Raw genomic sequence first — 24,208 nt, forward strand, 5'->3', positions numbered from 1 at the left:
CCTCCGGGACATGCGTCGGGTGGGTCCCGGGCCGGGTACCCGGGCGCACGGGGGGAAACCGGGCGCCGCGGCCGCCCCCGGCGACGTTTGGGTGCCACGGCCTAGGGGACGCGGAAGGCTCACGAGGTACGCGACAGCCCGGAGGCGAACCGTGAGCCGACCCCGCATCGTGATCGTCGGCGCCGGCTTCGCCGGGTACCGGACGGCCCGCACCCTGTCCCGGCTCACCCGGCACCAGGCCGACATCATCCTGCTCAACCCGACCGACTACTTCCTCTACCTGCCGCTGCTGCCGCAGGTCGCCGCCGGGGTCCTGGAACCGCGCCGGGTCACCGTCTCCCTGTCGGGCTCGCTGCCGCGCGTACGGCTGGTGCTCGGGGAGGCCGAGGACATCGACCTCGACGCGCACACCGTGCGCTACACCGGCCCCGAGGGCGGCGAGGGGACGCTGTCCTTCGACCGGCTCGTGCTCGCCGCGGGCAGCGTCAACAAACTGCTGCCCATCCCCGGCGTCGCCGAGCACGCCCACGGCTTCCGCGGGCTGCCGGAGGCGCTGTACCTGCGCGACCACGTGACCCGGCAGGTGGAGCTGGCCGCCGCGGCCGAGGACCGCCGGGAGTGCGCCGCGCGGTGCACCTTCGTCGTGGTCGGCGCCGGCTACACCGGCACCGAGGTCGCCGCGCACGGCCAGATGTACACCGACGCGCAGGTGCGCAGGCGTCCCATGCGCACCGGCATGCGGCCCCGCTGGATGCTGCTGGACGTGGCGCCGCGGGTGCTGCCCGAGATGGACGAGCGGCTGTCCCGGACCGCCGAGCGGGTGCTGCGGCAGCGGGGCGTGGACGTGCGGATGGGCCTCTCCGTGAAGGAGGCCACGCACGACGGGGTCCTGCTGACCGACGGCACGAGCGTCGACACCCGCACCCTCGTGTGGTGCGTGGGCGTGCGGCCCGACCCCCTGGTGGAGTCGCTCGGGCTGCCCATGGAGCGCGGCCGGCTGCTCGTGGACCCCCACCTCCAGGTGCCGGGGCGTCCCGAGCTGTTCGCCTGCGGCGACGTGGCCGCGGTGCCCGACCTCGACCGGCCGGGTCAGTACACGCCGATGACCGCGCAGCACGCCTGGCGGCACGGCAAGGTCTGCGCCCAGAACGTCGCCGCGTCGCTCGGCATCGGTGAGCGGCGCGCCTACCGCCACCGGGACCTGGGGTTCGTGGTGGACCTGGGCGGCGCCAAGGCGGCCGCCAATCCGCTGGGTGTCCCCCTGTCCGGCCCGGCGGCGGGCGCGGTCACCCGCGGCTACCACCTCGCGGCGATGCCGGGCAACCGCGTCCGGGTCGCCGCGGACTGGCTGCTGGACGCGGTGCTGCCCCGCCAGGCCGTCCAGCTGGGCCTCGTGCGCTCCTGGTCCGTGCCCCTGGAATCGGCCTCGCCGGAGGTGGCACGGGTACCGGGACGGACGGAACCACGGAGCACCGAGTCCGGCGGAGCGGACGGGCGGGCGGGCGCGGCCGCGAGCGATCAGGCCGGTGGTGAGGCGGCCGGGAGCCGGTCGGGTGGTGAGGCGGCCAGGAGTCAGCCCGGAGGTGAACCGGCCAGGAACCAGCCCGGCGGTGAGACCCGTGCGCAGCGGCCGGGTGGCAAGGCGGGCGGGAGCCGGTCGCCCGGTGGGCCGCCGCGGAAGGGCCGGAGGCCCGGCACCGCCCGGGCCTCCGGCGAGCCCGGCGGACCACGGCCCGCCGGCGCCGCGCCCGGCCCGGTGCGGTCCGCCGACATGCCCCCCGACCCCGGACCCGAACCCCCGGCGGACCAGCCGCCCGCCGGACCCGACATCGCCCCCGGCCCCGTCAGGCGAACCGACGGCCGTGCCGTGGAAGGAGACTCATGAACACCGGTGAACTCGTCGACCTCGGACAGCAGTTGCGCGTCGACAGCGTACGGGCGTCCGCTGCCGCGGGCTCCGGCCATCCGACGTCGTCGATGTCCGCCGCGGACCTGGTGGCCGTACTCCTCGCCCACCATCTCCGCTACGACTTCGCGCGTCCCGCCCATCCCGGCAACGACCGCTTCGTCCTCTCCAAGGGGCACGCCTCGCCCCTCCTCTACTCCGCCTACAAGGCGGCCGGCGCCATCGACGACGAGGAACTGCTCACCTTCCGCAAGCTGGGCAGCCGCCTGGAGGGGCACCCCACGCCGCAGCGGCTGCCGTGGGTCGAGACGGCCACGGGGTCGCTCGGCCAGGGGCTGCCCGTGGGCGTCGGTATCGCGCTCTCGGGCAAGCGGCTGGACCGCGCCGACTACCGCGTGTGGGTGCTGTGCGGCGACAGCGAGCTGGCCGAGGGCTCCGTCTGGGAGGCCGCGGAGCACGCCGGGTACGAGCGCCTCGACAACCTCGTCGTGATCGTCGACGTCAACCGCCTCGGCCAGCGCGGACCGACCCGGCACGGCCACGACCTCGACGCGTACGCACGCCGCTTCCGGGCCTTCGACTGGCACACGATCGAGATCGACGGCCACGACGTCGACGCGATCGACCGCGCCTACGGCGAGGCACTGTCCACCAGGGGCCAGCCCACCGCGATCATCGCCCGCACCCTCAAGGGCAAGGGCGTCCAGGCCGTGGAGGACCGCGAGGGCAAGCACGGCAAGCCGCTGCCCGAGGCCGACGAGGCCGTCGCCGAACTCGGCGGCCCGCGCGACCTCACGGTCCGGGTGCAGGAACCGCCCGCCGCCCGGGCGCTGCACTCGGTGGGCACCGGGGAGATCGAACTGCCCCGCTACGACCTGGGCGACGAGGTCGCCACCCGCAACGCCTTCGGAGAGGCGCTCGCCGCGCTCGGCACCGCCCGCGGCGACGTCGTCGCCCTCGACGGCGAGGTCGGCGACTCCACCCGCGCCGAGTACTTCGCCAAGGAGCACCCCGAGCGCTACTTCGAGTGCTACATCGCCGAACAGCAGATGGTCGCGACCGCGGTGGGCATGGCGGCCCGCGGCTGGGTGCCGTTCGCCACCTCCTTCGCCGCGTTCCTGACCCGCGCCCACGACTTCGTGCGCATGGCCTCGATCAGCGGCTCCGGCATCAATCTGGTCGGCTCCCACGCGGGCGTCGCCATCGGCGAGGACGGGCCCAGCCAGATGGGCCTGGAGGACCTGGCGATGATGCGGGCCGTCCACGGCTCGACCGTGCTGTACCCGTGTGACGCCAACCAGACCGCCCGCCTGGTCGCCGGGATGGCCGGGCTGGAGGGCATCCGCTACCTGCGCACCTCGCGCGGGGGGAGCAAGGTGATCTACGGCCCCGACGAGGAGTTCCCGGTCGGCGGCAGCAAGGTCTTGCGCTCCTCCGACCGCGACCGGCTCACCGTCGTGGCGGCCGGCGTCACCGTGCACGAGGCGCTCGCCGCGGCCGACGCCCTGGAGCAGGACGGCATCCGGGTCCGCGTGATCGACCTGTACTCCGTCAAGCCCGTCGACCGGGACACGCTGCGCCGGGCCGCCGAGGACACCGGCTGTCTGCTGACCGTGGAGGACCACCGCCAGGAGGGCGGCCTCGGGGACGCGGTCCTCGACGCGTTCTGCGACGGGCGGCCCGTGCCGCGCCTGGTCCGGCTGGCGGTCAAGGCGATGCCCGGCTCCGCGAGCCCGGCCGAGGAACTGCACGCCGCCGGGATCGACGCGGAGTCCGTCGCGGCCGCCGTACGGGTGCTCGTCGAGCAGGCGATCGTCCCGTGAGCGGTGGCGCCGTACGGACCGTCCGGGCCGGGCGGCACACGGTGGAGGTCCACCGGCCCGACAAGGTGCTGTTCCCCGCGGGCGACGACGGGGACGGCGGACGGGCACAGGAGTACACCAAGGGCGACCTCGTCGACTACTACCGGGCCGCCGCCCCGTTCCTCCTGCCCCACCTGCGGGGCCGGCCGCTGATGCTGGAGCGGTACCCGGACGGCGTCGACGGACCGCGGTTCATGCAGAAGAACACCCCGGAGCACTATCCGGACTGGATCGAACGCGTCGAGGTCGGCAAGGAGGGCGGCACCGTCCGCCACACCGTGTGCGACGACACCGCCACCCTCCTCTACCTGGCCGACCAGGCCGCCCTCACCCTGCACCGCTGGCTCTCCCGGCGCGGACAGGTCGACCGGCCGGACCGGCTGGTCTTCGACCTCGACCCGGCAGGCGACGACTTCCCGGCGGTCCGGGAGGCCGCCCGGCTGCTGGGCGAACTCCTCGACGAACTGAAGCTGCCCTCGGCCCTCATGACCACCGGTTCCCGGGGACTGCACGCGGTCGTGCCGCTCGACGGCCGCCAGGACTTCGACGACGTACGGGAGTTCGCGCGGGACGTCGCCGAGGTACTGGCCGCGGCCCACCCCGACCGGCTCACCACCGCCGCCCGCAAGAAGGACCGCGGCGACCGGCTCTACCTGGACATCCAGCGCAACGCCTACGCGCAGACCGCGGTCGCCCCGCTCACCGTCCGCGCCCGGCCCGGCGCGCCCGTCGCCACGCCCATCTCCTGGGACCAGCTCGACGACCCCGAGCTGCACGCCCGCCGCTGGACCATCGCGGACGCCGTCGACCAGGCCCGCACCCAGCCCTGGGCGGGGATCATGAGCCGCGCCCGGGCGCTCGGTCCCGCCCGACGGCGGCTGAACGCCCTGCGCGGCTGACCGGCCCGGGCGCGCGGACCGCCCGGTTGCGTCGGCGCGTGGCACATGCATGCGCCCATGGAGGTTTGGCGAACACACTTGCGGCCACACGGGAGGGGAGGTGGCCATGGCGAACACGAACAACACATCCGAATCACAAGACTCGCAACAGAGTTCACAAGAATCACAGGACTCACAGAAGACACAGAAGTCAGACAACTCACGCAACTCACAGAAATCTCAAGAGAAGCAGGAGTCCCGTAGGCCTCGGCCGATGGAGATCCTGCGCGAGGCGCGTGCCCAGCTCGCCGAGTTGACCGGCATGACCGCCGAGTCGGTGTCGTCCTTCGAGCAGACGGAGGAGGGATGGGCGCTGGAGGTCGAGGTCCTCGAACTCGAGCGCGTCCCCGACACGATGAGCCTGATGGCGAGCTACCAGGTCGAGCTGGACCCCGACGGGCAGCTCACCGGTTACCGGCGCGTCCGGCGCTACGAGCGCGGCCGGGCGGACACGCGCGGCGGCCGCTAGGCCGTCCGACCGGACACACACCCACAGACGAGATGGAGGGATTGCTGGCATGACTGTCGTACCGGCACAACAGACCGGCGGTGGAGGCGGCAGCAGCGGCCTTTACGACGTGCTCGAGCTTGTTCTGGACCGGGGACTCGTCATCGACGCCTTCGTGCGCGTCTCCCTGGTCGGCATCGAGATCCTGAAGATCGACGTCCGTGTCGTCGTCGCCAGCGTCGACACCTACCTGCGCTTCGCCGAGGCGTGCAACCGGCTCGACCTGGAGGCCGGGCCGCGCAAGGACCCGGGCCTGCCCGACCTGGTCGGATCGATCACCGAGTCCGGCGCCAAGGGCAAGTCCAAGGGGGCGCTGTCCGGCGCCGCCGAGACCATATCGGACGCGTTCAAGCAGGCCCGCGACGACAGCGACTCCGAGCGTGAGACCACCTCGCGCCCGCGCGCCCGCAAGTCCGCGCCCTCGCGCCGTAAGGAGGAGCAGGAGTGAGCACGTACGTCTACGGCATCACCGCCGGTTCGCACCCCTCGCTCCCCGAGGGCATCGCCGGCGTCGGTGAGCCGCCGCGCGAGGTGCGGATCCTGAAGGCGGGCGAGCTGGCGGCCGTCGTCAGTGACGCGCCCGAGGGCCTGCGCCCCAAGCGCAGGGAACTGCTCGCCCACCAGAACGTGCTCAGCGAGGCGGGCGCGGGCGGCTGCGTGCTGCCCATGCGCTTCGGCAGCGTCGCCCCGGACGACGCCTCGGTCACGGGCGTGCTCGCCGAGCGGGCGGACCACTACACGGAGCGCCTCGCGGCGCTGGACGGCCGGGTCGAGTACAACGTCAAGGCCAACCACGTCGAAGAGGCCGTGCTGCACCACGTGATGGCCGACAACCCGGAGATCCGGGCGCTGGTCGAGTCCAACCGGCAGTCGGGCGGCGGCAGCTACGAGACCAAGATCCAGCTCGGCGAGATGGTCGCCGCGGCGGTCCAGCGCAAGGAGGCCGAGGACGCGGTCGCGGTGGAGCGCGCCCTGGAACCGGTCGCCGACGCCGTGAGCGTGGGTCCCGAGTCCACCGGGTGGCTGGCCAACGTCTCCTACCTGGTGAAGCAGGACGCGGCCGAGGAGTTCCTCGCCGCCGTGGAGCGGGCCCGCAAGGACATGCCGCACCTGGAGGTGCGCGTGAACGGCCCCCTGCCGCCGTACAGCTTCGTCGAGCCCGGCCCGGCCGAGCCCGCGGGCACCGCGGCCGGCGGGATGGATGTCGGAACGGAGTGAGGACGTGGGACTCATCTCGGAGGTCCTGTTGCTGCCGCTCGCCCCGGCGCGCGGCGGCGCCTGGGCCATCAGACAGGTGCTGAACGAGGCCGAGCGGATCTACTACGACCCCGCCACGGTCCGCGCCGAACTTGCCCGGCTGGAAGAGCAGCTGGAGGCCGGCGAGATCACCGAGGAGGAGTTCGACCGTCAGGAGGACGGACTTCTGGACCGGCTGGAGATCGCTACGCGCACGAGCGCGGGATTGGGCAACGGGACGGCGCCATGAATCGAGTGGGACTCGGCCTCGCGGTAGGGGCCGGCTATCTGCTGGGACGTACGAAGAAGCTGAAACTCGCGGTCGCCGTGGGCACCATGGTGGCGGGCAAGAAGATGAACCTGACCCCGAAGGGCATCGCGGAGCTGGTCTCCACGCAGCTGCAGAACAACCCGCAGTTCAAGGAGATCGGGGACCAGCTGCGCACCGACCTGCGGGGTGTGGGCAAGGCCGCCTCGGGCGCCATGGTCGAGCGGCAGATCGACGCGCTCGCCGACCGCCTGCACGGGCGCACCGCCCAGGTGCGCGACCAGCTCTCCGGCGTGGCGTCCAAGGCACCGGGCGTCGGCTCCCGCGACTCCGAGGACTCGGAGGACTCGGAGTACGAGGAGTACGACGACGAGCGCGACGAGCACGACGACGACCGTGAGGACGAGTCCCCCGAGGACACCCACGAGGACGAGCACGAGGACGAGCCCGAGCCGGAGGGGCGGGGCCGGGAACGCCGGGAGCCGCGCGGCGAGCGGGCCGCGAAGGCGGCTCCCGACGGGGCACGCAAGGCGGCCAAGAAGGCGCCGGCGAAGAAGACCGCCGCCAAGGCCCCCGCGAAGAAGGCCGCCGCGAAGCGGGCCCAGCCCGCCAAAAAGGCGGTCGGCAAGAAGACCGCCGGAGCCAGGAACGCCGCCCGCGGCGCCGGCCCCCGGCAGACGAAGGGCGGTGGTGAGCGATGACCGACACCCTCGGTTCCGCGGCTTCCACCGCGGGCAAGGCGGCGAAGAAGAACCCGCTCGCCGACGTGGCCCAGAGCGAGGCGGCCGACCGGCTCAAGGCGGAGGTGCAGGAGTACCTCGCCGCCCAGGTCACGCGGCTGCTGACCGGCGTCGGCACCAAGCTCGGCGAGACCACCGGCAAGCTGAACGACATAGCCGAGGGCAACAGCCCCGGATTCGCCAAGCTCGCCCTCGACGGCGGCCGCAAGCTCGCCGAGGGCAAGGGCCCGATGCGGGCCGCGTTCGAGGTCGGCGCCGGCAAGGTGAAGGACAACGTGGTCGGCGCCTTCAAGAACCTCGCCGGCGGCAGAGGGCGCAAGAAGGGCGGCGGAGGTCAGAAGCCGACCGTCATCATCGAGTACGTCGATGTCGGCGTCCCCCTGCGCACGGCCTACGACCAGTGGACCCAGTACCAGGACTTCAGCACCTTCGCCAAGGGGGTCAAGAGCGCCAACCGCGCCGACGACACCTCGTCCGACTGGCAGCTGAAGGTCTTCTGGTCCAACCGCAGCTGGAAGGCGAAGACCACCGAACAGGTGCCGGACGACCGGATCTCCTGGACGTCCGAGGGCGCCAAGGGAACCACCAAGGGCGTCGTCAGCTTCCACCAGCTCGCCGACAACCTCACCCGCGTCATCCTGGTCATCGAGTACTACCCCAAGGGCCTGTTCGAGAAGACCGGCAACATCTGGCGCGCCCAGGGCCGCCGGGCCCGCCTCGACCTGAAGAACTACGTCCGCCACATCACCCTCAAGGGCGAGGCGGACGACGGCTGGCGCGGGGAGATCCGCGACGGCGAGGTCGTCCGCACCCACGAGGACGCCCTCGCCGAGGAGCAGGAGGGGCAGGAGGAGCCGGAGGGGGAGGCGCACGAGGACGACCGGGAGGACGACGAGCCCGAGGAGGAGTACGAGGGCGAGGAGGAGGAGCCGCACGCCGAGGAGGAGGGCGAGGCGGACGCCGAGTACGAGCAGGAGCCGGAGGAGGAGTCCGAGGGCGAGCCCGAGGAGGAGTACGAGGAGTACGAGGAACCGGAGGGCGAGTACGAGGAGCCCGAGGGCGAGTACGAGGAGGAGAAGGAAGCCGGGGAGGACGAGTACGCGTCCCGTGAGGAGCACGAGGACGCCGACAGCGGGAGTCGTCGATGACCACACCCAGCCGACTGCCCGACCCCTATGGCCAGGGACAGAGCGCCAATCTCGCCGACATCCTGGAGAGGGTGCTCGACAAGGGAGTCGTCATAGCCGGCGACATCCGGATCAACCTGCTCGACATAGAGCTGCTCACGATCAAGCTGCGGCTCATCGTCGCGTCCGTGGACAAGGCCAAGGAAATGGGCATCGACTGGTGGGAGAGCGACCCCGCCCTCTCCTCGCGCGCCCGGCGCGACGAACTCACCCGGGAGAACGCCGAACTGCGCGAACGCCTGCGCGAGCTGGACCCGGGCCGCGTACCGAGGGAGGCACCGTGACCGGACTGCGGTACGTGTACGCCGTCTGCCGCCCCTTCGGCGCGGCCCTGCAGAGCCAGCTGACGGGGGTGGCGGGCGATCCGCCCCGCCTGCTGCCCCACGGCGACCTCGTCGCCGTCGTGAGCCACGTCCCCGAGGCCGACTTCTCCGAGGAGGCGCTCCGCGCCCACCTGGAGGATCTGGACTGGCTCTCCGGGACCGCCCGTGCCCATCAGCAGGTCATCGACGCGCTCACCGCCGTCACCACCCCGCTGCCGCTCCGGCTGGCGACCGTCTTCCGGGACGACAGCGGCGTGCGCGTGATGATGGAGGAGCGGGCGGAGACCTTCTCGAACCGGCTGGACCGGCTCGAAGGGCGCGTGGAATGGGGCGTCAAGGTCTACGTCGAGCCGGATCAGGAGCGGGCCTCGGGACCGGCACAAGCCGCCCCGAAGCCCGCCTCGGGCCGGGACTACCTCCGGCAGCGGCGCATGCAGACGCGCGCGAGCGAGGACCTGTGGACCAGGGCCGAGGGCTTCGCGACGCGGCTGCACGAGACGCTCTCCGGCCGGGCCGACGACGCGAGGCTGCACGCCCCGCAGAACCCGAGCCTCTCCGGTGCCGCCGGACGCAACGTCCTCAACGCCGCCTATCTGGTGCGGCGCGACGTCTCCGAGGAGTTCGTGGAGACGGTGGACCGGACGAAGGACGACGTCCCCGGCCTGCGCGTGGAACTCACGGGGCCGTGGGCCGCCTACTCCTTCGCCGGCGAGGAGAGCCCGGGGGAGGAGTCGTGACCGTCGTCGAACGCCGTGAGATAGCCCTGGTGGACCTGCTCGACCGGCTGCTCGCCGGCGGCGTGGTCATCACCGGTGACGTCACCCTGCGCATCGCCGACGTCGACCTGGTCCGCATCGACCTCAACGCGCTGATCAGCTCGGTCAACCGCAACGTCCCCTCACCGTTCGGGGACTGACATGAGTGACCATCCCGAGCCCCGCAAGCGCCTCGACCTGGAACCCGACACGGTCGAGCGCGACCTGATCAAGCTGGTGCTGACCGTGGTCGAGCTGCTGCGTCAGCTCATGGAGCGCCAGGCGCTGCGCCGGGTCGACGAGGGCGACCTCAGCGAGGAGCAGGAGGAGCGGATCGGGCTCACCCTGATGCTCCTGGACGACCGCATGACCGAACTGCGCGACCGCTACGGCCTGCGGCCCGAGGACCTGAACCTGGACCTGGGGCCGCTGGGACCGCTGCTGCCCCGGGAGTGATCCGGCCGAGCGGCCGCCCCGCCGACGCGCGGACCCGGGAATCCCGGGCCCGCGCGTCGGCGCGGGACGCGGAGGTCGGGCGCGGGACGCGCCGGTGCCGGACCGTACCGGCGTCGGAGGTGCTCAGACACGGCACAGGATCTCTCCGTGCAGCACGGCGAACCAGCCTTCCGGCCGCTCTCCCCATTCCCGCCAGGCCGCCGAGACGGCGCGCAGCCGTTCCGTCGTCGCATGGCCGCCCTCGACGGCGCGCCCGGCGTACGCCGACTCCAGGGTGCGCTCCGCCCACAGGCCGCTCCACCACTCCCGTTCGGCGGGGGTGGAGAAGGTCCAGGTGGAGGAGGTCGCGGTGATGTCGGTGAAGCCCGCTTCGAGGGCCCAGGCCTTCAGCCGGCGTCCGGCGTCCGGCTCACCGCCGTTGGCGCGGGCCACCCGGCGGTACAGGGCCAGCCAGTCGTCCATGCCCGGCGAGGCCGGGTACCACGTCATGGCCCCGTAGTCCGAGTCGCGGACGGCGACGATCCCGCCCGGCCGCACGACCCGCCTCATCTCCCGCAGCGCCCGCACCGGGTCGCCCACGTGCTGGAGCACCTGGTGGGCGTGGGCCACGCAGAAGGTGTCGTCCGGGTGGTCCAGCGCGTGCACGTCGGCCACCGCGAAGTCGGTGTTGGCCGCCCCGCGCCCGGCGGCCGTCGCGCGGGCCCTCTCCACGATCTCCGGCGCCCGGTCCACGCCGGTGACGTGCCCGTCCGGGACCAGGGCGGCGAGGTCCGCGGTGATGGTGCCCGGGCCGCAGCCGACGTCCAGGATCCGCATGTGGGGTTCGAGCGAGCCGAGCAGGTGGGCGGCGGAGTTGGCGGCGGTGCGCCAGGTGTGCGAACGGAGCACGGACTCGTGGTGTCCGTGCGTGTAGACGGCGGTCTCCCGAGGCTTCGGCATGGTGGTCTCCCGGCTCTCCCGACGGTGCGGACACCGTACGCCCCTCGGCCGGATGGTGAGATACGTGTACCGTCATGTGGACTGATGATTCGTCAGCAAACCGGGAGAGGATCAGGACAGGAGGCCGGGGCCGGGCAGCGGCCGGTACACCGTGAGCGCCTCGGGCAGCTTCTCCAGCGTCAGGTCGCCCTCCGTCTCCGTCAGCTCACCGTCGAACGCCATCAGCGTGCCGGGCGCGACGCCGGACAGGCGCAGCCGGCCCACCTGCACCGCGGCGTGCGCGGGGGAGCGGGTCAGCGGTCCCGCCAGGGCAGCGGACAGCAGCCGCAGCGCCGGCCGGCGGCCACCGTGCACGACTCGCACGTCCAACTGCCCGTCCGCCAGGTCGAGCCGGCGGCCCGAGGCGATGCCCCGGCGGTGGTACGTGCCGTTGCCCGCGAACAGCATCCACAGCGGACGCCTGCGGCCCCGCACCTCGGCCTCCAGGGGGTGCCGGTCGGCCCGCAGCACCCGTACGGCCGCGAGCACACCGGCCGGCCAGCCACCGATCCGGGACGACCAGCGCTCCCGCTCCCGCACCAGTTCCGGGTAGACGCCGAGGCTGAAGGTGTTCAGGAAGACGCCGCGCTGCCCGCCGGAGGCGAAACGGCCCACGTCCACCCGCACGCCCTCGCCCCGCTCCAGCGCCCGGCAGAGGTCCTTGACGTCCTCGACGCCGAGGTCGTAGGCGAAGTGGTTCAGCGTGCCCCCGGGCAGCACCGCCAGCGGCAGCCCGTGGCGCAGCGCGGTCTCGGCCCCCGCGTTCACCGTGCCGTCGCCGCCGCACACACCCAGCACCCGGGCCCGGCCCGCCGCCTTCTCCAGCTCCTCCCGCACGTCCTGCGGCTCGCACTCGACGACCTCGGCCTCGGGCAGCGCGTCGCACAGCGCCCGCACCCGGTCCGAGGTGCCCGAGCCGATGTTGGCCACCATCACCAGCCCCTCGCCCCCGGACAGCGCCGGCACCTCGGCGCGCGGCCGGGCCGGCGGCGTCAGCTGCGCCCGGGTGGGCACCATGCCCCGCACGGCGAACGCGGCCCCCACCCCGAGGGCCGCGCCGGCCACGACGTCGCTCGGGAAGTGGACGCCGGTGTAGACGCGGGAGAGGACGACCGCCGCCGCCACCGGGGCCACCGCGGCCCCCCACGCGGGGGACTCCAGCGCGACCCCGGTCGCGAACGCGGCGGCCGACGCGGCGTGCCCGGACGGGAAGGACGTCGTGATCGGCTGCCGCTTCAGCTGCCGGACCAGCGGCACCGGGTCGAGGGCGGGCCGGGCCCGGCGGACCGAGCGCTTGCCGAGGGTGTTGATCGTCAGCGAGGCCAGGCTCAGCGAGGCGAGGCCCCGGGCGGCGGCGCGACGGGCCCTCGGCGTGCGGGACGCGGCCAGGGCGGCCGCCGCCGCGAACCACAGCACACCGTGGTTGGCGCTGCGGCTCAGCCGTGGCAGCAGGGGATCGGCACCCGGCCAGGTACGGGCGGCCACGGCCTCGAACGCACGCTGGTCCAGGCGCAGGAAACCGTTGCGGACCGGGTGCGGGCCGGGCGTGAGGGCGGTGAGGTCTACGTCGGGACTCATGCCTCCCGCCTACCCTGCGGGCGGCGTTTCCTACGGGTGGCGCGCCCCACGTGGCCGGGCCCGCGTCCGCGGCGGGCCAAATGGGTTTGCCCCGGGAGCGGTGCGAGCCGCAGAATCCGGTCCCATGGGCCATCTCGAAGCCGCACACCTGGAGTACTACCTCCCCGACGGGAGGGCGCTGCTCGGCGACGCGTCGTTCCGGGTGGGGGAGGGGGCCGTCGTGGCCCTCGTCGGACCCAACGGAGCGGGCAAGACCACCCTGCTGCGCATGCTGGCGGGCGAGCTGAAGCCGCACGGCGGGACCGTCACGGTCGGCGGCGGGCTCGGGGTGATGCGGCAGTTCGTGGGCTCCGTCCGGGACGAGACGACCGTGCGCGACCTGCTGGTGTCGGTGGCGCCGCCTCGGATCCGCGAGGCTGCGCGCGCCGTCGACGCCGCCGAGCACGGCATCATGACGGTCGACGACGAGGCCGCCCAGATGCGCTACGCGCAGGCGCTCGCCGACTGGGCCGAGGCGCAGGGGTACGAGGCGGAGACCCTCTGGGACATCTGCACCACCGCCGCCCTGGGCGTGCCCTACGAGCGCGCCCAGTGGCGGCAGGTGAGCACGCTCTCCGGCGGTGAGCAGAAGCGGCTGGTGCTGGAGGCCCTGCTGCGCGGCAATGACGAGGTACTGCTCCTCGACGAGCCGGACAACTACCTCGACGTGCCCGGCAAGCGCTGGCTGGAGGAGCGGCTCGCCGAGACCCGCAAGACGGTGCTGTTCGTCTCCCACGACCGGGAGCTGCTCGCCCGCGCCGCCGAGAAGATCATCTCCCTCGAACCGGGCCCCGCGGGCGCCGACGCCTGGGTGCACGGCGGGGGCTTCGCCACCTTCCACGAGGCCCGGCGCGAGCGCTTCGCCCGCTTCGAGGAACTGCGCCGCCGCTGGGACGAGAAGCACGCACAGCTCAAGAAGCTGGTCCTGAACCTCCGTCAGGCGGCCGCGGTGAGCCACGAGATGGCCTCCCGCTACGCCGCCGCCCAGACCCGGCTGCGCAAGTTCGAGGAGGCCGGCCCGCCGCCCGAGCCGCCGCGCGAGCAGGACATCAGGATGCGCCTGAAGGGCGGCCGCACCGGCGTACGCGCCGTCACCTGCGAGCAGCTGGAACTCACCGGCCTGATGAAACCCTTCGACCTGGAGGTCTTCTACGGCGAACGGGTCGCCGTCCTCGGTTCCAACGGCTCGGGCAAGTCGCACTTCCTGCGGCTGCTCGCCGGCGCCGAGGTGGCGCACACCGGGAACTGGAAGCTCGGCGCGCGCGTGGTGCCCGGTCACTTCGCGCAGACCCACGCCCACCCGGAACTGCTCGGCCGCCCCCTGCTGGACATCCTGTGGACCGAGCACTCCCAGGACCGGGGCGCGGCCATGTCCCGGCTGCGCCGCTACGAGCTGACCCAGCAGGCCGAGCAGCCCTTCGACCGGCTCTCCGGCGGCCAGCAGGCCCGCTTCCAGATCCTGCTGCTGGAACTCCAGGGCGTCACCGCCCTCCTGCTCGACGAGCCGACCGACAACCTCGACCTGGAATCGGCCGAAGCCCTCCAGGAAGGCCTGGAGGGCTTCGAGGGCACGGTCCTCGCCGTCACCCACGACCGCTGGTTCGCCCGCTCCTTCGACCGGTACCTGGTCTTCGGCAGCGACGGCCGGGTCCGCGAGACGGCGGAGCCGGTCTGGGACGAACGGCGCGTGGAGCGGGCCCGCTGACACCCGCCCGGGCGGTCACCTCCAGCGCAGCAGCGCCCCGAGACCACCCACCGGGGCCTTGTCCGCCGCCTCGGACGGGAGGGCCGGTGTCACCGAGATCGCCGGGGCACCGGTCATCACCGCCGAGCGCAGCAGGGCGTCGTCCGCGCGGGCCGACCAGGAGGTCTGCTCGCCGAGCGTCTTCAGCTCCGTACGGCGCACCGCGAGCTGGTCGGCGTCCTCGCCCACCCACACCTCGCGGTGGGTGTCCGGGCCGTCGGGGATGATCAGCAGTTCGTCGATGCGGTGCTCACGGGCCGCCTCCACCAGTGCGGGCACGCCCTCCGCCGCACCGGCCCGACCCTCGCCGTCCGGTGTGCGGGCGGCCAGGAACCGCTCCAGGTCCTCCCGCGCGCGCGAGCGGACGTGGTCGACGCGCAGCCCCTCCACCTCGTCGTCCAGCAGCCTGCTCCCGGCGCCGCGGGCGGCCTCGGCGATCCGGTCCCGCAGCCGCTCGGGCATCCGCTGGTGCACGGACCGCCGCTCCCGGTCGTCGCCCACCAGGATCATCAGGTCGGCGCCCGTCTCCTCCTGGCAGACGGCGAGCGCGTCCGCGATCTCCGCCGCGTTGTGCTCCCAGGTGTTCTCCACCCGCAGCTGGAAGTGGCGCTCGGACCAGTCGGCGCTGCTCGTGCGGTGCACCGGCCACTTCCGGCCGGTCACGCCGCCCGCGTCCGAGCTGCCCAGCGCACTGCGCAGCTCGAAGTCGGCACCCTTGCGGTCGATGTACGCCACCACGCACACCGGGTCCTCGCCGGCCAGGTCCAGCAGCGGCGCCACGTGCGGCAGCGGCGCCCAGTCGGCGGTGGTCCCGCCGTACGGGGGCCGGGCCAGCGGCGGATCCAGGACCACCCGGCCGCCGCACGCGAACAGGGCCCGCCCGTGCGGATCGGTGGCGTGGCGCAGGCCGTCCACGGCCTCCCGCACCGCCTCGCAGGTCGCCTCGTCCGCGCCCTGGGCCGACAGCTCCCGGGCCACCGCGGCGGCCGTCAGCTCCCGCTCGTGGGCGGTGTCCTCCGCGTGCCGGGACAGGTCGACGTACACGGACGCCCAGCGCCCCTGATGCCCCTGATGCTCATAGAGGGGGTGCAGAAACGAGAGATCCATGGGGCTGCCCTCCCGGGTGCCGCTCGGGGGTGGTAGTGCTCGGGGGCGGGTACCCGGACCGCATGAACGAACACGACACGCGTGAGGCCACCGCGACCGGTGTGGACCCGGGCCGTCTGAACGACCAGCAGCTCATGAAGGAACTGGAGACCATCCACCGCACACGCCACGACACCCTGCTGCACGGGTCGAACGACGCGCTGCGGGCCCACAACGACCGCATGGCCCAGCTGGAGGGCGAGTGGCTGCGCCGCAACCCCCGGCGCCCGGTGGCCGCGGGCCGCACCCGCGAGGGCGCCCGCGAACGCGGCTGCGGGGAGGCCACCACGCCCGGCGTCTGAGCGCCGGCCCGGTGGCCTCCCCGCGGCCCGGGCGGACCCGGTCCGTCCGTCCGCCGCCCGTCAGCCGCCGGCCTTGGCGAACTCCGCGAGGAACGTCTCGCAGAACGCCTTGAGGTCGTCCGGCTTGCGGCTGGTGATCAGCACGTTGTCGCCGTGGTCGCAGACCTTCACCTGTTCGTCGACCCAGGTGGCGCCCGCGTTGGTGAGGTCGGTCCGCAGACTCGGCCAGGAGGTCAGCACCCGGCCGCGTACGACGTCCGCCTCGACGAGCGTCCACGGCGCGTGGCAGATGGCGGCCACCGGCCGGCCCTGCCGGAAGAAGTCCCCGACGAACGCCACCGCCTTCTCGTCCATCCGCAGGAAGTCCGGATTGGCCACCCCGCCGGGCAGGACCAGCCCGCCGAAGGAGTCGGCGGACGTGTCGCCCACCACCTCGTCCACCGGGAACGTGTCCGCCTTGTCGAGGTGGTCGAAGCCCTGGACCTCACCGGACTGCGTGGAGACGAGCACGGGCTCGTGACCCGCGTCCTTCGCCGCCTGCCACGGCTCGGTCAGCTCGACCTGTTCCACGCCCTCGGGCGCGGTCAGAAATGCGATACGCATGAGGTTGGGATTCCTTTCCGGGTGCTCCGGCCGGTGTCGCCGCCCGCAGCACCTGTGTCGTTCGGCCGTGTGTGTGGTCCGGCCGTGTGTCCATGGGTGTCCCGTCGGGGCCCCGCGGTCGTCCTGCGCCGTCTCAGCCGCCGGACCGCTCGTCCGGTGCCGCCCGGCTGATGTCGGCCAGGGCCGAGGCGGGAGCCCGGGCCTCGGCGAGATCGCCGAGGGTGACCGTGCCCACCGGCAGCCCGTCCTCCACGACCGCCACATGACCGATGTTCTGCGTGCGCACGAGCTGCGCCGCCTCGACGAGGGAGGAGTCCGGGCGGACGGCGGCCACACCCGGGGTCATGACGTCCTTCACGTACTCGGCCATGCGAGGCCCGCCCCTTTCGGCGCTAGGCGCCCCGGGTGCCGGTGGACCCGGACCCGCCGTCGTCGGTCAGGGCCATCGCCAGTTCCTGCACGTTGTCGTAGCGCGCCTTGTGCGGCAACCGTTCCAGACCCTCGACGAGGGCGTCCGGCGCATGGCCTCGGCGCAGGGCCCGGCCCAGTTCCCGAGGGCCCGCGGGGAAGGTGCCCCGGGTCAGGTTCCGGGCCAGTTCGAGCCGCAGGGCCTCCAGGTACGTCGGTCCGCGGCCCGGTGTCACCGGCCCGTACATGACGTCCGGGTCGTCCTCGGCAGCCGGTTCCGGGTCGTTCCACTCCTCGGTGCGGGTGGAGTGCCCGGACCTGAGCAGACCCTGGAGTTCGTGCTTCATCTCGTCGTCGCGGTGGACGCTCATCCGGTCGCTGCCTCGCTGCATGTCTCCCTCCAGATCCTTCGGGGTGCCGACCGCGTACCCGGACACCGCGGGCCGACACGGATTCGTCCGGACGGGTCGGGTCCGATGCGGCCCCACCTCCCGCCGACACGGTGCGTGCCTGCTCGCGCACCCCGGGTTCGCCCGGTGGGGCGGGGAACCCGGCCCGCGCACCACCCCCCACGCCCACCCCCTCTCGGGAAGGACGGACCATGGCGGTGCTGCTCGCTGTCTTCGTCCCGGTCCTCATGCTCGGCGTGGTCCCGGGCCTGGGCCGTTACGAGGAACTGCTGCTCCCGGGCACCGCCCCGCCGCCCCAGGACACCGAGCCGGCCGCGGCCGGGCCGGCCGATCAGTAATCGAGAAGCGGGAGCCACCGCGCCCCGTCTAGCGTGTCACTGCCGACCCGCCGACGGAGGAGACCCGATGAGCAGCGCCAGAAGAACGGACACGCGGCAGGCCGCACCGCATGTCGCGGACAGCCACGACCTGATCCGCGTGCACGGCGCCCGAGAGAACAACCTCAAGGACGTCAGCATCGAGATCCCCAAACGGCGGCTGACGGTCTTCACGGGCGTCTCCGGCTCGGGCAAGAGCTCCCTGGTGTTCAACACGATCGCCGCCGAGTCGCAGCGGCTGATCAACGAGACCTACAGCGCCTTCGTACAGGGTTTCATGCCGACCCTGGCCCGGCCCGAGGTCGACGTCCTCGACGGCCTCACGACCGCGATCATCGTGGACCAGCAGCGGATGGGCGCCGACCCCCGTTCCACGGTCGGCACCGCCACCGACGTCAACGCGATGCTGCGCATCCTCTTCAGCCGGCTCGGCGATCCGCACATCGGCCCGCCCAGCGCCTACTCCTTCAACACCGCCTCCGTCCGGGCGAGCGGCGCGATCACCGTCGAACGGGGCAACAAGAAGGCGACCAAGGCCACCTACGAGCGCACCGGCGGCATGTGCACGCACTGCGAGGGGCGCGGCACAGTCTCCGACATCGACCTCAGCCAGCTCTACGACGACTCCAAGTCGCTGGCCGAGGGCGCCTTCACCATCCCCGGCTGGAAGTCCGAGAGCCAGTGGACCGTCCAGGTCTACGCCCAGTCCGGCTTCGTCGACCCCGACAAGCCGATCCGCGAGTACTCCGAGCAGGAACTACGGGACTTCCTCCACGGCGAGCCGGTCAAGGTCAAGGTCAACGGCGTCAACCTCACCTACGAGGGCCTGATCCCGAAGATCCAGAAGTCGTTCCTGTCCAAGGACAAGGAGGCGATGCAGCCGCACGTCCGGGCGTTCGTCGAGCGGGCCGTCACCTTCACGACCTGCCCCGAGTGCGACGGCACCCGGCTCAGCGAGGGCGCCCGGTCGTCGCGGATCGGGAAGATCTCCATCGCCGACGCCTGTGCGATGGAGATCCGGGACCTCGCCGCATGGGTCCGCGGACTCGACGAGCCGTCGGTGGCGCCGCTGCTCACCGCGCTGCGCGACACCCTCGACTCCTTCGTGGAGATCGGCCTCGGCTACCTCTCGCTGGAGCGGCCGGCCGGCACGCTGTCGGGCGGAGAGGCCCAGCGCGTCAAGATGATCCGCCACCTGGGGTCCTCGCTCACCGACACCACGTACGTCTTCGACGAGCCCACCATCGGCCTGCACCCGCACGACATCCAGCGGATGAACGACCTGCTCCTGCGGCTGCGGGACAAGGGCAACACGGTCCTCGTCGTCGAGCACAAGCCGGAGGCCATCGCGATCGCCGACCACGTCGTCGACCTCGGCCCCGGCGCCGGCACCGCGGGCGGCACCGTCTGCTTCGAGGGCACCGTCGAGGAGCTGCGGGCCGCCGGCACCGTCACCGGCCGCCACCTCGACGACCGGTCCTCCCTCAAGGAGACCGTCCGCGAGCCCACCGGCGCCCTGGAGATCCGCGACGCCACCCGGCACAACCTCCAGGGCGTCGACGTCGACGTCCCGCTCGGCGTGCTCTGCGTGGTCACCGGTGTGGCGGGCTCCGGCAAGAGCTCCCTGATCCACGGCTCGGTCCCGGCCGGCGCGGACGTCGTGTCGGTCGACCAGAGCCCCATCAAGGGCTCGCGGCGCAGCAACCCGGCGACGTACACCGGATCGCTCGAACCGATCCGCAAGGCCTTCGCCAAGGCCAACGGCGTCAAGCCGGCCCTGTTCAGCGCCAACTCCGAGGGCGCCTGCCCCACCTGCAACGGCGCCGGCGTCATCTACACCGACCTGGCGATGATGGCCGGCGTCTCCACACCCTGTGAGGACTGCGAGGGCAAGCGGTTCCAGCCCGCGGTGCTGGAGTACCGGTTCGGCGGCCGGGACATCAGCGAGGTGCTGGCGATGTCGGTGGACCAGGCCGAGGAGTTCTTCGGCGCCGGCGAGGCCCGCACCCCGGCCGCGCACAGGATCCTGGAGCGGCTCGCCGACGTCGGGCTCGGCTACCTCACCCTCGGCCAGCCGCTCACCACACTCTCCGGCGGCGAGCGGCAGCGGCTGAAGCTCGCCACGCACATGGGCGACAAGGGCGGTGTCTACGTCCTGGACGAACCCACCACCGGACTGCACCTCGCCGACGTCGAACAACTCCTCGGGCTGCTCGACCGGCTCGTCGACTCGGGCAAGTCCGTCATCGTCATCGAGCACCACCAGGCGGTCATGGCCCACGCCGACTGGATCATCGACCTCGGCCCCGGCGCCGGCCACGACGGCGGCCGGATCGTCTTCGAGGGCACCCCCGCCGACCTCGTCGCCGACCGCTCCACCCTCACCGGCGAGCACCTCGCGGCCTACGTCGGCGCCTGACGTCCCGACCCGACCCACAGCGCCGGGCCCGTGGGGTCCGGCGCTGTGGGATCGTGGTGGGGTGACGACGCTGGAGGACCTGGCCAGGCTGCGCCGGGCCCGTGACCTGATGGATCGCGAGTACGCGAAGCCGCTCGACGTGCCGGCCCTGGCGCGCGTGGCCCTCATGTCGGCGGGCCACTTCTCCCGCAGCTTCCGCGCCGCCTACGGCGAGACGCCCTACAGCTACCTGATGACCCGCCGCATCGAGCGGGCCAAGGCGCTGCTGCGACGCGGCGACCTGAGCGTGACCGAGGTCTGCTTCGAGGTCGGCTGTACCTCGCTCGGGTCCTTCAGCTCCCGGTTCACCGAACTGGTCGGCGAGAGCCCGAGCGCCTACCGGGCCCGCGACCACTCCGACGGCGCCGCCGTCCCCGCCTGCGTGGCCAAGATCTACTCGCGACCGGTCAGGAACGGAGAAGCGAGGCCCGCCGGGCCGCCCGTAGCGTGAAGCGCATGGACATCAACCTCTCGCAGTGCTTCATCGCCGTCGACGACCACGACAAGGCGCTCGCCTTCTACCGGGACGTGCTCGGACTGGAGGTGCGCAACGACGTCGGGTTCGAGGGGATGCGCTGGGTGACCGTCGGCTCGCCGGCCCAGCCCGACGTGGACATCGTCCTCGAACCCCCGCTCGCCGACCCCAACGCCTCGGCCGCCGACAGGGAGGCCGTGGCCGAACTGCTCGCCAAGGGCATGCTGCGCGGCGTCATCTTCACCACCGACGACGTCGACGCGACCTTCGAACGCATCCGGGCCGCGGGCGCCGAGGTGCTCCAGGAGCCCGTGGACCAGCCCTACGGCGTCCGCGACTGCGCCTTCCGCGACCCGGCCGGCAACATGCTCCGCTTCAGCCGGCCGCGCGAGCGGTGACCGCCCCCTGCCCGGTCACTCCCGCCCCGCGCTCGGCAGGAACTCCTGCACCTTCGCCTTGAACCCCTGCTTGACCATCGACCCCCGGTCCGCGTCGCCCTTGAGGATCGCGGCGGCCGTCGACTCCATCTGCTCCCAGGTGGCGTGCGGCGGCACCGGGGGCACGGCCGGGTCGGTGAGGAACTCCAGCACCGCCGGCCCGTCCGCCGCCAGCCCCGCCCGCCAGGCCGCCTCCACGTCCTCCGGCTTCTCCACGCGGATGCCGGTCAGCCCCAGCGAGCGGGCGAAGTCGGCGTAGCGCACGTCCGGCAGCGCCTGCGAGGGCAGGAAGGACGGCGCGCCTCCCATGGCCCGCATCTCCCAGGTGACCTGGTTGAGGTCCCGGTTGTTCCAGACTGCCACGACCAGCCGCGGGTCCGGCCACAGGTCGCGGTACTTCGCCGCCGTGATCAGCTCCGCCAGCCCGTTCATCTGCATCGCCCCGTCCCCGACCAGGGCGATCACCGGCCGGTCCGGGTGGGCGAACTTCGCGCCGATCGCGTACGGCACCCCGCAGCCCATGGTGGCCAGCGTGCCGGAGAGCGAACCGCGCATGCCGGGCCGCATCGTCAGGTGCCGGGCGTACCAGTTCGCCGTGGAGCCCGAGTCGCAGGTGACGATCGCGTCGTCGGGCAGCAGCGGGTCGAGGGCGGCGGCCACGTACTCCGGGTTGACCGGGTCCGCCTCCAGACCCGCCCGGCGCCGCATGACGTCGCGCCACCGTGTCACGTTGTCGCACACCGTGTCGTACCACTCGCGGCCCCGACCGCCCTCGATCAGCGGGATCAACCGCTCCAGCGTGGCCTTCGCGTCGCCGACCAGGTTCACCTCGTTCGGGTAGCGCATCCCGATCATGTGCGGGTCGATGTCGATCTGCACACCCCGCGCCTTCCCGTACTCCGGCAGGAACTGCGAGTACGGGAAGGAGGACCCGATGGTCAGCAGGGTGTCGCAGTCCCGCATCAGCTCGTACGAGGGGCGCGTGCCGAGCAGGCCGATCGACCCGGTGACGTAGGGCAGTTCGTCGCTGAGGACGTCCTTGCCGAGCAGCGCCTTGGCCACCCCGGCGCCCAGACTCTCGGCGAGCCGCTCCACCTGCTCCCGCGCCCCGGCCGCGCCCTGGCCGACGAGGATCGCCACCTTGTCACCGGCGTTGAGCACCTCCGCCGCCCGCCGCACCGACTCGTCGTCGGGGACCGCCGTCCAGGAGCCGCGGTCCAGGCTGGAGGGCACCATCTTGAACTCGTGCGTGGGCGGCGAGTAGTCCAGCTCCTGCACGTCGCCGGGGATGATGACGGCCGTCGGACAGCGGCGCGCGTACGCCGTGCGGATCGCCCGGTCCAGCACGTTCGGCAGCTGCTCCGGGACCGTCACCGTCTCCACGAACTCCGAGGCGACGTCCTTGAACAGCGTGTGCAGGTCCACCTCCTGCTGGTAGGAGCCGCCCATCGCGGTCCGGTGGGTCTGCCCGACGATCGCCAGCACCGGGACGTGGTCGAGCTTGGCGTCGTACAGCCCGTTGAGCAGATGGATCGCACCCGGTCCCGAGGTCGCGGCGCACACCCCCAGCCGGCCGCTGAACTTGGCGTAGCCGACCGCCTGGAACGCGGACATCTCCTCGTGCCGGGACTGCACGAACCGCGGCTGGTTCTCGGCGCGGCCCCAGGCGGCCAGCAGCCCGTTGATCCCGTCGCCCGGGTAGCCGAAGACCTGCTCGACACCCCACTCGCGCAGGCGCTGCAGGACGTGGTCGGACACCTTGGTGCTCATGTAGCGGACCTCCCGGACCGGTGGGGGACGGACGACGGCACCCGTCCGGGTGTCCCCGAAGGACGCCGGAAAACACCGGGTGGTTTGGCAGGGGGACCGGGGGGCAGGCGCAGGGTCAGTGCTTCGGACAGGAGGCACGTCCGTGGGAGCGGCGCCCCGCCGCCCCGGACGGCCGTCCGGGTGCAGGACGCTCTCCCGCGGTGACCGCCCGACCCCAGGGTCACGCCGTCGGGCCGGTGCCGTCCGACCGGGCGCGGAGGTGTCGACGAGCCCTCGGTGCCCCGCGCACCGGCCGCTTCGACCGGCCACCCGCCCGGCGCGACGACGGGACCCCGCGCTCCGAGGGAGTTGCGACGCACATGCCCATCCACGCCAGCGTGAAGCACCCGCACGACGACGCCCCCGACACCGCCGACGCCTTCCGCCGGCTCGCCGCCCTCCCCGAGGGCCCGGAACGCGACACGGTCCGCGAGCGGATCGTCGAGGCCTGGCTGCCCATGGCCGAACGGCTCGCGGGACGCTTCCGCAGCCGCGGCGAGAGCTACGAGGACCTGCGCCAGGTCGCGTCCCTCGGCCTGGTCAAGGCCGTCGACCGGTACGACCCCGAGCGCGGCAACGCCTTCGAGAGCTACGCCGTGCCGACGATCACCGGTGAGATCAAGCGCCACTTCCGCGACCACATGTGGACCCTGCACGTGCCGCGCCGGGTCCAGGACCTGCGCAACCGCGTGCGCTTCGCCGGCCAGGACCTCTCCCGGACCGTCTCGGGCCGCCGGCCCACCGTCACCGAGATCGCCGAGCACGCCGACCTGAGCGAGGAGGACGTCCGGGTGGGGCTGGAGGCCCTGGAGAGCTTCACCGCCCTGTCGCTGGACGCGGAGCTGCCCGGCAGCGAGGACGGCTACTCGCTGGGCGACGCGCTGGGTGGCCCCGACCCGGCCCTGGACACGGTCGTCGACCGCGAGGCCGTCAGGAAACGCCTGGCCGCCCTGCCCGAGCGGGAACGCGCCATCCTCTACATGCGCTTCTTCGACGACATGACCCAGAGCCGCATCGCCGAGGAACTCGGCATCTCCCAGATGCACGTCTCCCGGCTGATCAGCCGCTGCTGCAACCGGGTACGGGAGCAGGTCCTGCACGACCGGACGGCCTGAGCCGACGGGAGCGGGGTGGCCGAACGGGCCGGTGGGCCGGAGTCCGTCGGCGGGCCGCGGGGACCGGGCGCGGAAACCTGAGCGGCGGCCGGGGGCGCGAAACACGGCGTTCACCCGCTCGGGCCCCTCGTTCCCGCGAACGGCGCACGG

The 24,208-nt window shown here is 73.0% G+C and carries 27 protein-coding genes; 20 read left to right on the plus strand and 7 right to left on the minus strand.

Annotated elements, in window-relative coordinates; all coding sequences use genetic code 11:
* The first annotated feature begins 151 nt into the window (after window positions 1-151).
* The 13 genes from ACGF5T_RS19230 to ACGF5T_RS19290 all read left to right on the plus strand — a co-directional run bounded on the left by ACGF5T_RS19230 (window position 152) and on the right by ACGF5T_RS19290 (window position 10,179).
* Window positions 152-1,885, plus strand: a complete 1,734-nt coding sequence (locus tag ACGF5T_RS19230) for an FAD-dependent oxidoreductase (RefSeq protein WP_366766323.1) — start codon at window positions 152-154, stop codon at window positions 1,883-1,885.
* Window positions 1,882-3,729, plus strand: coding sequence for a transketolase (locus tag ACGF5T_RS19235; protein ID WP_366766322.1), 1,848 nt, complete (start codon window positions 1,882-1,884; stop codon window positions 3,727-3,729). Before ACGF5T_RS19230 ends, ACGF5T_RS19235 begins: the two co-directional genes overlap by 4 nt.
* Window positions 3,726-4,667, plus strand: a complete 942-nt coding sequence (gene ligD, locus ACGF5T_RS19240; RefSeq protein WP_366766321.1) for a non-homologous end-joining DNA ligase — start codon at window positions 3,726-3,728, stop codon at window positions 4,665-4,667. The genes ACGF5T_RS19235 and ligD overlap by 4 nt, the downstream gene beginning before the upstream one ends.
* Window positions 4,668-4,773: 106 nt before the next feature.
* Window positions 4,774-5,175 carry a gas vesicle protein gene (locus tag ACGF5T_RS19245; RefSeq protein WP_356606973.1) on the plus strand — a complete coding sequence of 134 codons (402 nt, stop codon included), beginning with the start codon at window positions 4,774-4,776 and terminating at the stop codon, window positions 5,173-5,175.
* A gap of 49 nt (window positions 5,176-5,224) precedes the next feature.
* Window positions 5,225-5,662, plus strand: a complete 438-nt coding sequence (locus ACGF5T_RS19250; RefSeq protein ID WP_356606971.1) for a gas vesicle structural protein GvpA — start codon at window positions 5,225-5,227, stop codon at window positions 5,660-5,662.
* Window positions 5,659-6,432: a GvpL/GvpF family gas vesicle protein gene (locus ACGF5T_RS19255; RefSeq protein WP_366766320.1), complete on the plus strand. Its 774-nt coding sequence runs from the start codon at window positions 5,659-5,661 to the stop codon at window positions 6,430-6,432. Before ACGF5T_RS19250 ends, ACGF5T_RS19255 begins: the two co-directional genes overlap by 4 nt.
* Window positions 6,433-6,436: 4 nt before the next feature.
* Entirely contained in the window at window positions 6,437-6,700 is a 264-nt protein-coding gene (locus tag ACGF5T_RS19260; RefSeq protein WP_356606967.1) for a gas vesicle protein GvpG, read from the plus strand.
* Window positions 6,697-7,419, plus strand: coding sequence for a DNA primase (locus ACGF5T_RS19265; RefSeq protein WP_356606965.1), 723 nt, complete (start codon window positions 6,697-6,699; stop codon window positions 7,417-7,419). Before ACGF5T_RS19260 ends, ACGF5T_RS19265 begins: the two co-directional genes overlap by 4 nt.
* On the plus strand, window positions 7,416-8,606 hold the full coding sequence (locus ACGF5T_RS19270) for an SRPBCC family protein (RefSeq protein WP_366766319.1): 1,191 nt from the start codon (window positions 7,416-7,418) through the stop codon (window positions 8,604-8,606). Before ACGF5T_RS19265 ends, ACGF5T_RS19270 begins: the two co-directional genes overlap by 4 nt.
* Window positions 8,603-8,929 carry a gas vesicle protein gene (locus tag ACGF5T_RS19275; protein ID WP_053139604.1) on the plus strand — a complete coding sequence of 109 codons (327 nt, stop codon included), beginning with the start codon at window positions 8,603-8,605 and terminating at the stop codon, window positions 8,927-8,929. The genes ACGF5T_RS19270 and ACGF5T_RS19275 overlap by 4 nt, the downstream gene beginning before the upstream one ends.
* Window positions 8,926-9,705, plus strand: coding sequence for a GvpL/GvpF family gas vesicle protein (locus ACGF5T_RS19280; protein WP_366766318.1), 780 nt, complete (start codon window positions 8,926-8,928; stop codon window positions 9,703-9,705). Before ACGF5T_RS19275 ends, ACGF5T_RS19280 begins: the two co-directional genes overlap by 4 nt.
* The gene (locus ACGF5T_RS19285; RefSeq protein WP_003972471.1) at window positions 9,702-9,884 is read left to right on the plus strand and encodes a gas vesicle protein; all 183 of its coding nucleotides are present in this window, start codon (window positions 9,702-9,704) and stop codon (window positions 9,882-9,884) included. Before ACGF5T_RS19280 ends, ACGF5T_RS19285 begins: the two co-directional genes overlap by 4 nt.
* A gap of 1 nt (window position 9,885) precedes the next feature.
* On the plus strand, window positions 9,886-10,179 hold the full coding sequence (locus ACGF5T_RS19290) for a gas vesicle protein K (RefSeq protein ID WP_356606958.1): 294 nt from the start codon (window positions 9,886-9,888) through the stop codon (window positions 10,177-10,179).
* Window positions 10,180-10,302: 123 nt separating this feature from the next.
* Here ACGF5T_RS19290 and ACGF5T_RS19295 read toward each other — a convergent pair whose 3' ends face one another.
* Both ACGF5T_RS19295 and ACGF5T_RS19300 read right to left on the minus strand, forming a co-directional pair.
* Complete coding sequence (locus ACGF5T_RS19295; protein ID WP_361009857.1) at window positions 10,303-11,118, minus strand: methyltransferase domain-containing protein; 816 nt, start codon at window positions 11,116-11,118, stop codon at window positions 10,303-10,305.
* A gap of 111 nt (window positions 11,119-11,229) precedes the next feature.
* A complete protein-coding gene (locus ACGF5T_RS19300) occupies window positions 11,230-12,735 on the minus strand; it encodes a phosphatase PAP2 family protein (protein WP_356612420.1) in 1,506 nt (501 codons plus the stop codon).
* Between the two features lie 124 nt (window positions 12,736-12,859).
* Between ACGF5T_RS19300 and ACGF5T_RS19305 the strand changes: the two genes are divergently transcribed.
* On the plus strand, window positions 12,860-14,479 hold the full coding sequence (locus ACGF5T_RS19305; RefSeq protein ID WP_356612418.1) for an ATP-binding cassette domain-containing protein: 1,620 nt from the start codon (window positions 12,860-12,862) through the stop codon (window positions 14,477-14,479).
* Between the two features lie 15 nt (window positions 14,480-14,494).
* Here ACGF5T_RS19305 and ACGF5T_RS19310 read toward each other — a convergent pair whose 3' ends face one another.
* Window positions 14,495-15,625, minus strand: a complete 1,131-nt coding sequence (locus ACGF5T_RS19310; protein ID WP_366766317.1) for a Vms1/Ankzf1 family peptidyl-tRNA hydrolase — start codon at window positions 15,623-15,625, stop codon at window positions 14,495-14,497.
* Between the two features lie 62 nt (window positions 15,626-15,687).
* Between ACGF5T_RS19310 and ACGF5T_RS19315 the strand changes: the two genes are divergently transcribed.
* The gene (locus ACGF5T_RS19315; protein ID WP_356612414.1) at window positions 15,688-15,966 is read left to right on the plus strand and encodes a DUF6158 family protein; all 279 of its coding nucleotides are present in this window, start codon (window positions 15,688-15,690) and stop codon (window positions 15,964-15,966) included.
* Between the two features lie 60 nt (window positions 15,967-16,026).
* Here the strand turns inward: ACGF5T_RS19315 and ACGF5T_RS19320 are convergent, their stop codons facing one another.
* The 3 genes from ACGF5T_RS19320 to ACGF5T_RS19330 all read right to left on the minus strand — a co-directional run bounded on the left by ACGF5T_RS19320 (window position 16,027) and on the right by ACGF5T_RS19330 (window position 17,369).
* The gene (locus ACGF5T_RS19320; RefSeq protein ID WP_356612413.1) at window positions 16,027-16,569 is read right to left on the minus strand and encodes a type 1 glutamine amidotransferase domain-containing protein; all 543 of its coding nucleotides are present in this window, start codon (window positions 16,567-16,569) and stop codon (window positions 16,027-16,029) included.
* Window positions 16,570-16,702: 133 nt separating this feature from the next.
* Entirely contained in the window at window positions 16,703-16,939 is a 237-nt protein-coding gene (locus tag ACGF5T_RS19325; RefSeq protein ID WP_361009862.1) for a CBS domain-containing protein, read from the minus strand.
* Between the two features lie 22 nt (window positions 16,940-16,961).
* Window positions 16,962-17,369 carry a DUF2795 domain-containing protein gene (locus tag ACGF5T_RS19330; protein WP_356612410.1) on the minus strand — a complete coding sequence of 136 codons (408 nt, stop codon included), beginning with the start codon at window positions 17,367-17,369 and terminating at the stop codon, window positions 16,962-16,964.
* A 209-nt stretch (window positions 17,370-17,578) separates the two neighbouring features.
* Between ACGF5T_RS19330 and ACGF5T_RS19335 the strand changes: the two genes are divergently transcribed.
* The 4 genes from ACGF5T_RS19335 to ACGF5T_RS19350 all read left to right on the plus strand — a co-directional run bounded on the left by ACGF5T_RS19335 (window position 17,579) and on the right by ACGF5T_RS19350 (window position 21,095).
* On the plus strand, window positions 17,579-17,725 hold the full coding sequence (locus ACGF5T_RS19335; protein ID WP_366766316.1) for a hypothetical protein: 147 nt from the start codon (window positions 17,579-17,581) through the stop codon (window positions 17,723-17,725).
* A 67-nt stretch (window positions 17,726-17,792) separates the two neighbouring features.
* Window positions 17,793-20,183, plus strand: coding sequence for an excinuclease ABC subunit UvrA (locus ACGF5T_RS19340; RefSeq protein WP_366766315.1), 2,391 nt, complete (start codon window positions 17,793-17,795; stop codon window positions 20,181-20,183).
* Between the two features lie 61 nt (window positions 20,184-20,244).
* Window positions 20,245-20,673, plus strand: a complete 429-nt coding sequence (locus ACGF5T_RS19345) for a helix-turn-helix transcriptional regulator (RefSeq protein WP_356612404.1) — start codon at window positions 20,245-20,247, stop codon at window positions 20,671-20,673.
* A gap of 5 nt (window positions 20,674-20,678) precedes the next feature.
* Window positions 20,679-21,095, plus strand: a complete 417-nt coding sequence (locus ACGF5T_RS19350) for a VOC family protein (RefSeq protein ID WP_356612402.1) — start codon at window positions 20,679-20,681, stop codon at window positions 21,093-21,095.
* Between the two features lie 15 nt (window positions 21,096-21,110).
* Here the strand turns inward: ACGF5T_RS19350 and ACGF5T_RS19355 are convergent, their stop codons facing one another.
* The gene (locus tag ACGF5T_RS19355; RefSeq protein WP_356612401.1) at window positions 21,111-22,904 is read right to left on the minus strand and encodes a thiamine pyrophosphate-requiring protein; all 1,794 of its coding nucleotides are present in this window, start codon (window positions 22,902-22,904) and stop codon (window positions 21,111-21,113) included.
* 359 nt (window positions 22,905-23,263) lie between these two features.
* Between ACGF5T_RS19355 and ACGF5T_RS19360 the strand changes: the two genes are divergently transcribed.
* Complete coding sequence (locus tag ACGF5T_RS19360) at window positions 23,264-24,058, plus strand: RNA polymerase sigma factor SigF (protein WP_361009869.1); 795 nt, start codon at window positions 23,264-23,266, stop codon at window positions 24,056-24,058.
* Window positions 24,059-24,208 lie beyond the last annotated feature (150 nt).

This window comes from Streptomyces sp. NPDC047853 (assembly GCF_043204535.1).
Lineage (GTDB): Bacteria > Actinomycetota > Actinomycetes > Streptomycetales > Streptomycetaceae > Streptomyces.